This is a genomic window from Micromonospora sp. NPDC057141, assembly GCF_042670805.1.
Classification (GTDB): Bacteria; Actinomycetota; Actinomycetes; order Mycobacteriales; family Micromonosporaceae; genus Micromonospora.
The window spans coordinates 22652-34355 of sequence record NZ_JBHUVA010000033.1; the positions used below are offsets into that span (position 1 = coordinate 22652).

Genomic DNA, 11704 nt, shown 5'->3' on the forward strand with positions numbered 1-11704 from the left:
ACCTTGCGGGGCGACAGGACCGGGGTGCGCAGCGGCGCCGCGAGGGACGTCGGACGGCTCCGACGTCGGGTGGTCGTCGGGAGGGGGCAACGAGGACATGGCTGGCAACGGTGACCGTGCCGAGACCTGGACGTCGGAGCTCCGCGAGCAGCAGGCCACGCTCGGCGCGGACCTCGGGCCGGCGGACCCGGCGGCCTACACGATGCGCAAGCCGATCCCCGAGCCGATGCCCACCGACCGGCATGGGCCGGCCCGGATCATCGCGATGGCCAACCAGAAGGGCGGCGTCGGCAAGACCACCACCACGATCAACCTGGGCGCGGCGCTCGCCGAGTACGGCCGCAAGGTGCTGCTGGTCGACTTCGACCCGCAGGGCGCCCTCTCCGTGGGCCTCGGCGTCAACCCGCACAACCTCGACCTGTCGGTCTACAACCTGCTCATGCAGGACGACGTCACCGCCGAGGACGTCCTGATCAAGACGGACGTGGCGGGGCTGCACCTGCTGCCGGCCAACATCGACCTCTCCGCCGCCGAGATACAGCTCGTCAACGAGGTCGCCCGCGAGATGGCCCTGGCCCGGGTGCTCAGGTCGATCCGCAAGGAATACGACTACGTCCTCATCGACTGCCAGCCCTCCCTCGGCCTGCTGGCGATCAACGCACTGACCGTCGCGCACGGGGTGCTGATCCCCCTGGAGTGCGAGTTCTTCAGCCTGCGGGGCGTGGCCCTGCTGCTGGACACGATCGACAAGGTGCGCGAGCGGCTCAACTTCGACCTGGAGCTCGAGGGCATCCTCGCCACCATGTACGACAGCCGCACCACCCACTGCCGGCAGGTGCTCCAGCGGGTGGTCGAGGCGTTCGGCGACAAGGTCTACCAGACGGTGATCACCAAGACGGTGAAGTTCCCCGAGTCCACCGTGGCAGGGGCGCCCATCACCACCATGGACCCGGCCTCGTCCGGTGCCCGCAACTACCGGCAACTCGCCCGCGAGGTGATCGCCGCGCAGGCGGAGCGGTAGGCCGGGTGGCCCGTCGTCGTCGCGCGCGTCCCCGACCGGGGTCGCACCTTGCCGCCGCAGCGGCAAGGGCGTGGACTACGGTCGTCCGGTGACCGCGCCACCCCTCGACCCGCCCGCCGCGCCGCCGCCCCCGGTGGCCGGCAAGGGCGGCGTGACCGGTGACGGTGCGGGCGGGGCTGCCGGTGACGGTGCGGGCGGGGAGCCCACCGGGTTCACCGTCCGGCTGGACAACTTCACCGGCCCGTTCGACCTGCTGCTCCAGCTCATCAGCAAGCACAAGCTGGACGTCACCGAGGTCGCCCTGCACCGGGTCACCGACGAGTTCATCGCCTACCTGCGGGCCATGGGCGACCAGTGGGACCTGGACGAGACCAGCGAGTTCCTGCTGGTCGCCGCCACCCTGCTGGACCTGAAGGCAGCCCGGCTGCTGCCTGCCGCCGAGGTCGAGGACGAGGAGGACCTGGCGCTGCTGGAGGCGCGGGACCTGCTCTTCGCCCGGCTGCTGCAGTACAAGGCGTTCAAGGAGGCGGCCGCGCACATCGCCGAGCTGGAGGCGGTCGGCGGCCGGCGCTATCCCCGGGCGGTCACCCTGGAAGCCCGCTACGCCGAGGCGCTGCCCGACCTGGTGCTCGGCATCGGCCCCGAGCGGCTGCTCAAGCTGGCGATCAGGGCGATGACGCCGAAGCCGGTGCCCGAGGTCTCCATCGCGCACGTGCACCTGGTCCGGGTCAGCGTCCGGGAACACGCCGCGATCATCGCCAAGCGGCTGCGCCGGGCCGGCGTCGCCACGTTCTCCCTGCTCTGCGCCGACTGCGAGGCCACCCTGGAGGTGGTGGCCCGGTTCCTGGCGCTGCTGGAGCTGTACCGGGAGGGCCTCGTGTCCTTCGTGCAGGAGCAGGCGCTGGAGGAGCTGACCGTCCGCTGGACCGGCCCCGCCGACGGCGGCACCGAGCTGCACGTCGGCGAGTACGCCGGCACCCCGCCCGAGCCGGGCACGAGCGGCGATACAGGCGGTGCCGGCGGTGTCGATGGTGTCGGCGATACAGGCGGTGTCGGCGATACAGGCGGTGACGGTGGCGCCGGTGGGAATGGCGCGGGCGGGAACGGCATGGGCGTGAACGGCGAGGAGCAGCGCGATGAGTGACGAGGAGCGCCGGGATTCCCTGGCCGACCAGGCCGCCGCCTGGGTCCCGCCCTGGGACCGCCCCCGACCCCCCACCCCGGCCGCCGGCTCGGAAGATCTTGGAAGCGAGCGGCCCCTGGAAGGGTCGGATTCCTCCATGATCTCCCCGGTGGGGGAGGCGGCCGAGGCCGGCGACGGCGGGGAGGCCGGGGAGAGTGGGGGCCGGGGGGAGCGGAGGCAGGGGGCCACGCGGCGGCGACCCGCTCCCGCGCCCCCGCCGGCACCCGTGCTCGACGACGCGGAGTTGCGCGGGGCGCTGGAGGCCATCCTGCTGGTGGTGGACGAGCCCGTCAGCGAGCTGACCCTGGCCCAGGTCCTCGAACAGGCCCCGGAGCGGGTCGGCCCGCTGCTCGACGACATCGCGGCCGGATACACCGCCGCCGGGCACGGCTTCGAGCTGCGCCGGGCCGCCGGCGGCTGGCGGCTCTACACCCGGCCGGAATACGCCACGTACGTCGAGCGATTCGTGCTGGACGGGCAGTCTGTCCGGCTGACCCAGGCGGCGCTGGAGGCCCTCGCCGTGGTGGCGTACCGGCAGCCGGTGACCCGTTCGCGCATCTCGGCCATCCGGGGTGTCAACTGCGACGGGGTGATCCGTACGCTGGTCTCCCGCGGGCTGGTCGAGGAGTGCGGCGCCGAACCGGACAGCGGTGCCTTCCTCTACCGGACCACCACGATGTTCCTGGAAAAGCTGGGGTTGAACTCGGTCGACGAGTTGCCCCCGCTCGCCCCGTTCCTCCCCGACGACGTAGAAGAGCTTGCCGATGCGACGCGATGACCGTGCCCCCAAGACCGACGCGCCCGTCTTCGAGGGGGCCGAACGCCTCCAGAAGGTGTTGGCCGCCGCCGGCGTGGGATCCCGCCGCGCCTGCGAGGACCTGATCTTCCGCCGCCGGGTCACCGTGAACGGGAAGGTGGCCCAGCTCGGCGACCGGGCCGACCCGACCCGGGACGTCATCCTCGTCGACGGCGAGCGCCTCCAGGCCGACACCCGGCTGGTATACCTGGCCCTGAACAAGCCGCGCGGCGTCGTCTCCACCATGGCGGACGAGAAGGGCCGCGCCGCCCTGTCGGACTTCATCGGCAACCGGGTGGAGCAGCGGGTCTACCACGTCGGGCGGCTCGACGCAGACAGCGAGGGCCTGCTGCTGCTCACCAACGACGGCGACCTCGCCCACCGGCTCACCCACCCGTCGTACGGGGTGCCGAAGACGTACCTGTGCGAGGTGGCCGGGCCGATCCCGCGCAACCTCGGCAAGCGGCTGGCCGCCGGCGTCGAGCTGGAGGACGGCCCCGTCACGGTCGACTCCTTCAAGGTGGTGGACACCCTGGGCAAGACCGCCCAGGTGGAGCTGACCCTGCACGAGGGGCGCAAGCACATCGTCCGACGCCTGTTGGGCGAGGTCGGGCACCCGGTGTCGCGCCTCGTGCGTACCTCGATCGGGCCGATCCGCCTTGGTGACCTGCGCGCCGGGCGGACCCGGCGGCTCACCAACGCCGAGGTCGCCGCCCTGTTCAAGGCGGTGGGTGACTGACCCCGTAGGGCGGGGTACCCCAACGGGTAGGCTTCCGTGACGCCCCGGACGGGGCGCGCGGTGGCGTGGGTCGCCACCGACGGCGTCGCGCGCGGCACCTCGACGGGCCGCGGGCATGATTGACGACGACGACAACCGCTCGCGACGGGCCGCCGGGCCCCGCGCGAGGCACGGGCTGAGGAGGATCACGGTGGAGGAAAACGTACGGGCCGGGCGCTGCGTGGTCGCTGTGGACGGGCCGTCCGGTTCGGGTAAGTCCACCGTCTCCCGGCGGCTCGCCGTGGGCCTCGGCGCTCGCTACCTGGACACCGGGGCGATGTACCGGGCGATCACCTGGGCGGTGCTGCGCTCGGGCGTCGACCTGACCGACGCCGAGGCGGTGGGCAAGGTCGCCGCCGAGGTGGACCTGCGCATCGGCACCGACCCCCAGGGGTACGCCGTGACCGCCGACGGCGTGACCGTCGACGCCGAGATCCGGGGTACCGAGGTCACCGGCGCGGTCTCCGCCGTGGCCGCCGTACCGTCGGTCCGGGCGCTGCTGGTGGCCCGGCAGCGGGAGCTGATCGCGAAGGCCGGCCGGATCGTCGTCGAGGGCCGCGACATCGGTTCGGTCGTCGTCCCCGACGCGGACCTGAAGGTCTACCTGACCGCCTCCGAGACGGCGCGCGCCCAGCGGCGCAGCGCAGAGGACGCCACCGACGTGGTCGCCACCGCCGCCGACCTGGCCCGCCGCGATCGGCTCGACTCGACCCGCAAGGCCGACCCGTTGCAGCAGGCCGCCGACGCGGTGGTGCTGGACACCACGGAGCTGGGCATCGACGAGGTCGTCGACCGGCTGCGCGCGCTGCTGGCCGATCGGGGAGTGGCATGACCACCGACGAGGGCTGGGTGGAGCTGCGCGAGCCGGACGTCGCCGTCGAGGAGCCGACCGGCCCGATGCCGGTGGTGGCCGTCGTCGGCCGCCCCAACGTCGGCAAGTCCACCCTGGTCAACCGCATCATCGGCCGTCGGCAGGCGGTCGTCGAGGACATCCCCGGGGTGACCCGGGACCGCGTCCCGTACGACGCGCAGTGGTCCGGCCGGGCGTTCACGGTCGTCGACACGGGCGGCTGGGAGCCGGACGCGAAGGACCGGGCCGCGGCGATCGCCGCGCAGGCCGAAATCGCCGTCGCCACCGCAGACGTGGTGCTTTTCGTCGTCGACGCGATGGTCGGCTCCACCGACGTGGACGAGGCCGCCGTCAAGATGCTGCGGCGCAGCGCCAAGCCGGTCATCCTGGTGGCCAACAAGGCCGACAACACCACGATCGAGATGGAGTCGACCTCGCTGTGGTCGCTCGGCCTCGGCGAGCCGCACCCGGTCTCGGCGCTGCACGGCCGGGGCTCCGGCGACCTGCTCGACAGGATCCTCCAGGCGCTGCCCGAGGCGCCGGCGATCGTGGAGAACCGCCCCCGTGGCCCGCGCCGGGTGGCCCTCGTCGGCCGGCCCAACGTCGGCAAGTCCAGCCTGCTCAACCGGTTCTCGGGCGAGGAGCGGGCGGTCGTCGACTCGGTCGCCGGCACCACCGTCGACCCGGTGGACAGCCTCGTCGAGATCGGCGGGGAGACCTGGCAGTTGGTGGACACCGCCGGGCTGCGCAAGCGGGTCGGCAAGGCCAGCGGCACCGAATACTACGCCAGCCTGCGCACCGCCTCGGCGATCGAGGCCGCCGAGGTGGCCGTGGTGCTGCTCGACTCCAGCGAGCCGATCAGCGAGCAGGACCAGCGGATCCTGTCCATGGTCACCGAGGCCGGCCGGGCCCTGGTCATCGCCTTCAACAAGTGGGACCTGGTCGACGGCGACCGCCGGTACTACCTGGACAAGGAGATCGAACGGGAGCTGCGCCGCATCCCGTGGGCCCTGCGGATCAACCTGTCGGCCAGGACGGGCCGCGCGGTCGACAAGCTCGCCCCGTCGCTGCGCAAGGCCCTGGCGAGCTGGGAGACCCGGGTGCCAACGGCGCAGCTCAACTCCTGGCTGACCGCCCTGGTGCAGGCCACCCCGCACCCGGTGCGGGGCGGCCGGGCGCCGAAGATCCTCTTCGCCACCCAGGCGGGGGTCGCCCCGCCGCGGTTCGTGCTCTTCACCACCGCGCCGCTGGACGCCGGCTACCAACGCTTCGTCGAGCGCAAGCTTCGCGAGGAGTTCGGCTTCGAGGGCAGCCCGGTGGAGATCTCGGTACGCCCGCGCAAGAAGCTCGGTCCGGGCGGCAGGGGCAAGGCGCACGGCTGACATCGCACTCGCCTCCTTCTCCTGACGCCTGGCCCTGATCCGCTTGCTGCCCGGCCCCGCCGTAGGGGCCGGGCAGCACTGTCCTGTCTACGTTCCACACGGATCGGGCACGCCTTCTTGCCTGCGTTCGACGCGGATCGGCCGGTTCTTGCCTACGGTTGACGCGGATCGGCCCGTTCCTTGCCCATGGTCTAAGCGGATCGGGCCTGCGGTCGTGCCTACGGTTCACGGGGGATCCGGGCCCGCGGGTGCCTCGGCTGAGGCGTCCAGGCGGAGGTGGGCCTGACCGGGCCACCCAGCCCTACCCGCCGTGATCTTGGACAGTTGCCGTCGCTGGCGAACAGTAGCTGTCCAGGTTCAGAGGGCCGCGATGCGACGGGCGGGGAGGACGCGTTGTGCGGTGGTGGCGGTGAAGTGCCGGCGTGGAGCCGCGCGCTGAGGCCCCCGCAGGCGCTCACCGGCCCCGACAGACTTGTCGCCCTGCCTGGCGAAAACCAGCCCCCTATCCCCCTAGGACGCGCTAGCGGGCGTGAGGTGGCGAAGGGGCGGGGGCAATGCATGCGTGGCGAAGATCGTGCGCTAAGCTGTACCGGCTGTCGCAGGGAGGAAGTGCCTCGCGGGAGCATCGGGACGTGGCGCAGCTTGGTAGCGCACTTGACTGGGGGTCAAGGGGTCGTCGGTTCGAATCCGGCCGTCCCGACAGCACGAAAAGAGGCCGTCAACCGGGGCTTACGCCCTGGTCAACGGCCTCTAACTCGTATTAGAGCGGTAGAGATTTCCTGATCTAGACGGCGCGTAGCTGGGGACCACTTGGGGACCGGCGTGCCTTCAGGTGCGCGCTGAGTGCCGTTCCCGCGTCGGTGATCGACTGCCGGTCGGGGTGCAGGTATCGCTGTGTCGTGGTTAGCGACCCGTGGCCGGCAATCTTGCGGAGCACGTGCACTGGCACCCCGGCGTCGGCCATCCAGGTCAGGCCGGTGTGGCGCAGGTCGTGCCGGCGTAGGTGTTCGTAGCCCAGCTTCGTGACCACCTCATCCCAGTGCGTGGCGTCGCGCAGTACGGCGGTGCTGATCCGTCCACCGCGCGGCCCGGTGAACAGCCGAGACTGCGGCGCGGTGACCGAATCCAGGCGGCGAGCCACGATCGGTCGCACCTCTTCGATCAGCGGGACTACGCGTGCGCGCTTTCCCTTGGTGCCTTTGTCGATCAGGCCACCGGGTCCCGGTGTGGTCTGTCGGCGTACCGTCCACATCCACGTTTCCCGGTTGATGTCCTCGGCCCGGACGCCGGACACCTCGCCGATGCGCGCTGCCGTGCACGCGGCGAAGATCGTGACGTCACCCCAACCGGGAAAGCCGTTCGCGGATCGCTCGACCAACGCGGCGGCAAGCCCTGTCAGCGCTTCCCAGTGCGGCAGCGCCAGCGTGCGCGGGTCGTCCAACTCGTCTTCTGCTCGTTGGTACTCGCGCTGCCATCCGGTGACCTGGGCGGGATTTCGCGAGATGATGCCGTCCCGTACGGCCTGCTGCATCACCCGGACCAGCACGGCAAGGCTGTTCTTGACCGTCGATCGACTGCACTCGTCGGCAATCCATCCGTGCACGGCCCGGTCTACCGCGCCGTTGGTGATCATTCGGACCGGAATGTGTCCGAGAGCCGGCACCACGCGCTTTCGCCACCCGGCAAGGTACGGGTCGAGGGTCTTGCGTTCCAATCCTCGGAGTGCCAGCGTCATCACGCTTTCGCCGTACTCGGCAAGTCGTTTCGTCGCGGCGAGCGGGTCGACGCCGCCCTGTGCTGTGCTGACCATTTCATCGATCCACGCTTTCGCCTCTTCGGGCGTGGCTACCGACGTGGACTTGGACAGTCGGCGCTTGGTCGGCGGGTCGATCCACCGGACGCGCGCCCGGTAGGGGCGTGCACGGCCGGCGCGAAACTCCACATCGGTAGTGAGTTGCACGCCGATCGGTGGTTGCTGTGGGGGTGCCATCAAGCCGCCTTCGGGTAGACCCGGCGAGCGGAAAGCCATCGCTCGACGTCGGCCGTCACGTACTTCACGACGCGGTCGGAAATCTGGATGAACGGCGGGCCCTGCAAGGGCGGGACCGTACGCCACCGCCGGATGGTCGACGGGTCAACGTCGAGCAGCTCGGCGAGTTCCTCGGTGGACATGAACGGCTTGGACGAGAGTCGGATGGTGTCGTCTACCTCCGGCGCGGCGGGCATCTCTGGTGAGGCGTTCTGCGTCACGAGTCGCACGGTGGGTGCCTTTCGGTCGGCGGCTGGTGTTGCGAGGTAGAAGCGGGAGGTATCAGCTCAGATAGGCACAGAACGGCCCGCTGAGAGCGTCGTGGGGCCGCGATCCGGTGTTGCCCGGTGTTACGGGTGTGGGCCGGTGCGGCTGAGGGCTTCTCAGCGGGCCGTTCTGAGGGGGCGGCGTTCCCTGGGCGGCCGGGTGGGGCTGTTCCGGGTGGCCGGGGTACGCGTACCACCCGTACCAGGGTCGTTTTCCCTGGTCAGGGTTGGTACGGGTCGGATTGCGGTACGGGTTAACGCGTACCGGGGGCGGTGGTGAGGGCGCGTCGTGGTACGGATCGATCCGTAACAGGCACGTGACCCGTACCGGGGATGACCTGCGGAATTGAGGTTGGTACGGGTGGTACCGATACCCCCGTGGAAGGGTTCTCGGGTGCGGGGCAGTAGCGCTGCCACGCGTCGGTGAACGCGGTCCGGTTGTAGCCCTTGGCCTGCCCGACGGGGAAGCGGATCGTCTCCGACTTGACGCCGAACTCGCGGAGCAGGTCGCCGAGTTTCTTGCCGGTGAGTCCGTTGGGGCCGCTGTCGGCCCAGGGTGCTTCGGGGTCGCCGTTGAGGGCGGCGAGCAGGTCGGCGGTGGGCGCGGCGGGCGGGTTACCGAGGGTGGCGAATGCGGTGCGGATGTCGGCGAGGAGCCGGACGCGTTGGGAGACGTTGCCGGCGTCGTCGGCTTCGGCGGTCAGGACGGTGACGGCCTGGCGGGCGCGGGCGGGCCAGGTTCCCCCGGCGAGGTCGGCGACGGCCACGAGGGGTTCCCAGGTGTCGGCGGCCCGGTCCTCTACCGGCATGGGCGGTTCCGCGGCTTCGAGGATGGCGAGGTTGGCCCGGAGCCATCCGGCCAGTTGTTGGGCGAGGGTGCGGAGGGCGGGGCCGTCGCGGCGGTGGCGGTAGGGGGCGACTTGCTCGCCGGGGGCGCGGCGGCGCATGCGGATGACGACGGCGCGGTCTTCGATGGTGTCGGGCATAGCGCCGATGCCGGCGAGGGCGGCCATGGCGAAGGTGGGGATCTTTTCCAGGCTTTGGGTGTTGTTGTCCCAGCGGATCGCGGGCCGGTTGCGCTGGTGACCGGCGTTGAGCAGCCCGCGTAGGTCCTCGTTGGCGTCGGCGTTCTTTCCGCCGAACAGGGTGTCTGCCTCATCCACGAGTAGGGTCGGGGGTTGGCCGGTGCCGATGGCGCGGTAGACGGCGGCGGGTGAGGCGTTGACGGTGATGAGCGGGTCGTGGCAGGTGCCCTCGACCACGTCGAGAAGACGCGACTTCCCGCACCGCTTCTCCGGGGCCCGGATGACCAGTCGGGGCGCGTGTGCCCACGCGGCTTGGGCGTGGGTCGCGGCGATCCACAGCGCGACGGCGTCGACCGCTTCGGGGCTGGGGAGGATCACGTACTTGGTGAGGCAGGCGCGCACCTGGTCGAGGATCGCCGCGCCGTCGAGCTGGTCGGTGTGGCTCATGGGGCAACTCCTTCGTCTCGGAATCCGCCGGTGATGGCACCGCGGATTTCGCGTTCGGTCTGTTGGGCGGCGCGGCCGGTGTCGGTGAGAGCGGCAATCGCGTCGGCGTGGTTGATGGCCCCGGCGGCGACCATCCGGGCGACGCCTCGGGCGGCGCCGTAGAGGGTCACGCGGTGGCGTCCCTTGGGGGCGGCGGCGACGGTGGCCAGGATGGAGGCGAGCAGCGCGTCAGGGGATGAGATGGCCCCGCCCCCGAGCGTGCGGGTCGACCTGGTCGTGTCGCTGACGGTGCGGGTCGGTGCGGCCTGGCAGGCGTCGAGCAGGGCGGGGGCCATCTCAGTCAGGTCGTGTTCGGTGTCAGCCCACCGGTACGGGCTGCCGGTGCGTTGGTGTCTGCTCGGCGGCAGCACGACGTAGCCGCCATCGGCCTTGATGTCGATGCCGTGCCGGCCGGGCATCGGCCGGGAGATCACCGACGTTCCGGGGTGCCGGTAGTACAGGTGCAGCCCGTCGGACCCGGTGACGGCGTAGCGGGTGCGGGGTAGGAGCCCTTCGGCGATGAGCGCGGCCATGCTGTGGTGGCCACCGTGGCGCGGGTCGACGTCCACGACCACCGTGCCGGACGCTGCCCCGGTGCGTAGGGCGAGTTGCCCGCGCGGCACGGCGTCGATGATCGCGGCGACCCGGTGCGGGTCGGTGGTGGCGGCGTAGAAGCCGTGGCAGGTCAGGCAGGGGCAGGCGTGCGGGTCGTGGTCGGGGCCGGCATCGGTGCAGGGTGGGCAGTTGGCGACGGGTCGTTTGGAGCGGGCGAGCATGAATACCGGCCAGCCTCGGGCGGCGTAGTCGAGGGCGGCGGCGAGCAGGTCGGGCATGGGGTGTCTCCTTTCCTGCGGTAGGGCGGGGATGTCGTGGGGGGTGGGGTTGCGCCGGGTGGGGATGCCGGCTTGTTCGGCGAGGGCGGCGCAGCCGGTGGCACCGGGGGATGCGTTGCGGATGAAGGCCAGGCAGAGATCCGGGCGGCTGTTGACCATGGCCGCGTTGCGGCGTGGTCCGGCGGCGCGGCCGGTTGTCCAGTCGGCGGGGTAGGTCTCGACCGGTACCCGGTGTCGGCTGCACCAGGCGTGGGCGATGGCGTCCGCCCCACGGGGACACGCCCCATGCACCACCACCAACGCCGACCCGTACCGCTGGTAGAGCGCGGTTAGGGCGTTGGCGATGGTGTCCCGGTCGGTCCACGTCCGGGAACCGGTGATCAGTACCCGCATGGTGGTTCCTCCTTCCAGCGGGCAGCGGCGGGTCGGTGGCCAGCGCCGCGTGGACGCTGGCCACCTGGTGGTGAGCGCGCGAAGCGCGCCGATCAGGTGTTGGGTCAGCCGGTCAGGCGGGGCGGCGGGTAGCGCGTGCGGCGTCCAGGTCGATCAGGGCCGCCCCGTTATCGGCGGCCGGGGCGGGCCGCCCGGTGACGGCGCGGTCGGCGGTGACCGACAGCCGTAGGTAGACGCGGAACCGTCCAGCGTCGGCACCGGTCAGCGGGCGGGGCGTGCCCTGCCAGATGACGCACCCGGCCCCGGCAAGTGCGGTGGCGGCGGCGCGCAGTTCGGCGCGGGTGCCGGTAAGCCACACCTCCAGCCCGGACAGGGCCGGGTCGTGACGCGACGGGGCGTCGCGGCGGGTGCCGGTCATCAGCGGGCCAGCGCCCACACGACGAACGCGGCGACAGCGACGGTGCCGGCGGTGGCGGTGGCGTAGCCGGCGAGGTCGCGGATGAGCCATCCGGTGACGCGGGCGCGGGTGATGGCGGCGTCGGCGTGCCAGGCGACGCGCTCGACGCGGCGGCCGAGGGGAACACCGAGGGTGATGCCGAGGATGGTGCCGAGGGCGAGGGTGAGGATGGCGAGTTTCATCGATGCTCCCTGATGGTGGGCAT

The 11704-nt window shown here is 71.6% G+C and carries 12 protein-coding genes, 1 tRNA gene and 1 pseudogene; 7 read left to right on the forward strand and 7 right to left on the reverse strand.

Annotation, left to right across the window (positions count from 1 at the left end; all coding sequences use genetic code 11):
• Positions 1-97: 97 nt before the first annotated feature.
• The 7 genes from ACFT41_RS18150 to ACFT41_RS18180 all read left to right on the forward strand — a co-directional run bounded on the left by ACFT41_RS18150 (position 98) and on the right by ACFT41_RS18180 (position 6710).
• Positions 98-1021, forward strand: coding sequence for a ParA family protein (locus tag ACFT41_RS18150; protein ID WP_377587907.1), 924 nt, complete (start codon positions 98-100; stop codon positions 1019-1021).
• An 88-nt stretch (positions 1022-1109) separates the two neighbouring features.
• On the forward strand, positions 1110-2165 hold the full coding sequence (locus ACFT41_RS18155; protein WP_377587906.1) for a segregation and condensation protein A: 1056 nt from the start codon (positions 1110-1112) through the stop codon (positions 2163-2165).
• Positions 2158-2982 carry an SMC-Scp complex subunit ScpB gene (scpB, locus tag ACFT41_RS18160; protein WP_377587905.1) on the forward strand — a complete coding sequence of 275 codons (825 nt, stop codon included), beginning with the start codon at positions 2158-2160 and terminating at the stop codon, positions 2980-2982. Before ACFT41_RS18155 ends, scpB begins: the two co-directional genes overlap by 8 nt.
• Positions 2969-3739 (forward strand): pseudouridine synthase, encoded by a 771-nt coding sequence (locus tag ACFT41_RS18165; RefSeq protein WP_377587904.1) that lies wholly within the window; start codon positions 2969-2971, stop codon positions 3737-3739. The genes scpB and ACFT41_RS18165 overlap by 14 nt, the downstream gene beginning before the upstream one ends.
• Positions 3740-3929: 190 nt before the next feature.
• Positions 3930-4610, forward strand: a complete 681-nt coding sequence (gene cmk / locus ACFT41_RS18170) for a (d)CMP kinase (RefSeq protein ID WP_377587903.1) — start codon at positions 3930-3932, stop codon at positions 4608-4610.
• Positions 4607-6010, forward strand: coding sequence for a ribosome biogenesis GTPase Der (gene der / locus ACFT41_RS18175; RefSeq protein WP_377587902.1), 1404 nt, complete (start codon positions 4607-4609; stop codon positions 6008-6010). Before cmk ends, der begins: the two co-directional genes overlap by 4 nt.
• A 626-nt stretch (positions 6011-6636) precedes the next feature.
• Positions 6637-6710, forward strand: a tRNA-Pro gene (locus ACFT41_RS18180).
• An 84-nt stretch (positions 6711-6794) separates the two neighbouring features.
• On the opposite strand, the gene ACFT41_RS18185 is transcribed toward ACFT41_RS18180, so the two are convergent.
• The 7 genes and pseudogenes from ACFT41_RS18185 to ACFT41_RS18215 form a co-directional block, all read right to left on the reverse strand.
• On the reverse strand, positions 6795-8000 hold the full coding sequence (locus ACFT41_RS18185) for a tyrosine-type recombinase/integrase (RefSeq protein ID WP_377587901.1): 1206 nt from the start codon (positions 7998-8000) through the stop codon (positions 6795-6797).
• The gene (locus tag ACFT41_RS18190) at positions 8000-8236 is read right to left on the reverse strand and encodes a helix-turn-helix transcriptional regulator (RefSeq protein ID WP_377587915.1); all 237 of its coding nucleotides are present in this window, start codon (positions 8234-8236) and stop codon (positions 8000-8002) included. Before ACFT41_RS18190 ends, ACFT41_RS18185 begins: the two co-directional genes overlap by 1 nt.
• Positions 8237-8559: 323 nt before the next feature.
• Complete coding sequence (locus tag ACFT41_RS18195) at positions 8560-9777, reverse strand: DUF3631 domain-containing protein (protein WP_377587900.1); 1218 nt, start codon at positions 9775-9777, stop codon at positions 8560-8562.
• A complete protein-coding gene (locus tag ACFT41_RS18200) occupies positions 9774-10649 on the reverse strand; it encodes a bifunctional DNA primase/polymerase (protein WP_377587914.1) in 876 nt (291 codons plus the stop codon). Before ACFT41_RS18200 ends, ACFT41_RS18195 begins: the two co-directional genes overlap by 4 nt.
• Positions 10650-10853: 204 nt before the next feature.
• Positions 10854-11042 (reverse strand): annotated as a pseudogene (locus tag ACFT41_RS18205) (DUF2493 domain-containing protein); the annotation flags it as partial.
• Positions 11043-11154: 112 nt separating this feature from the next.
• The gene (locus ACFT41_RS18210; RefSeq protein ID WP_377587899.1) at positions 11155-11460 is read right to left on the reverse strand and encodes a hypothetical protein; all 306 of its coding nucleotides are present in this window, start codon (positions 11458-11460) and stop codon (positions 11155-11157) included.
• Positions 11460-11681: a hypothetical protein gene (locus tag ACFT41_RS18215; RefSeq protein WP_377587898.1), complete on the reverse strand. Its 222-nt coding sequence runs from the start codon at positions 11679-11681 to the stop codon at positions 11460-11462. Before ACFT41_RS18215 ends, ACFT41_RS18210 begins: the two co-directional genes overlap by 1 nt.
• Positions 11682-11704: the final 23 nt, after the last annotated feature.

Coding starts and splice junctions, on each gene's coding strand:
- ACFT41_RS18190 (WP_377587915.1), bottom strand. CDS start 8,236: ATGCCCGCCGCGCCGGAGGTAGACGACACCATCCGACTCTCGTCCAAG.
- ACFT41_RS18165 (WP_377587904.1), top strand. CDS start 2,969: ATGCGACGCGATGACCGTGCCCCCAAGACCGACGCGCCCGTCTTCGAG.
- ACFT41_RS18150 (WP_377587907.1), top strand. CDS start 98: ATGGCTGGCAACGGTGACCGTGCCGAGACCTGGACGTCGGAGCTCCGC.
- ACFT41_RS18200 (WP_377587914.1), bottom strand. CDS start 10,649: ATGCCCGACCTGCTCGCCGCCGCCCTCGACTACGCCGCCCGAGGCTGG.
- scpB (WP_377587905.1), top strand. CDS start 2,158: ATGAGTGACGAGGAGCGCCGGGATTCCCTGGCCGACCAGGCCGCCGCC.
- ACFT41_RS18215 (WP_377587898.1), bottom strand. CDS start 11,681: ATGAAACTCGCCATCCTCACCCTCGCCCTCGGCACCATCCTCGGCATC.
- ACFT41_RS18195 (WP_377587900.1), bottom strand. CDS start 9,777: ATGAGCCACACCGACCAGCTCGACGGCGCGGCGATCCTCGACCAGGTG.
- ACFT41_RS18185 (WP_377587901.1), bottom strand. CDS start 8,000: ATGGCACCCCCACAGCAACCACCGATCGGCGTGCAACTCACTACCGAT.
- ACFT41_RS18210 (WP_377587899.1), bottom strand. CDS start 11,460: ATGACCGGCACCCGCCGCGACGCCCCGTCGCGTCACGACCCGGCCCTG.
- der (WP_377587902.1), top strand. CDS start 4,607: ATGACCACCGACGAGGGCTGGGTGGAGCTGCGCGAGCCGGACGTCGCC.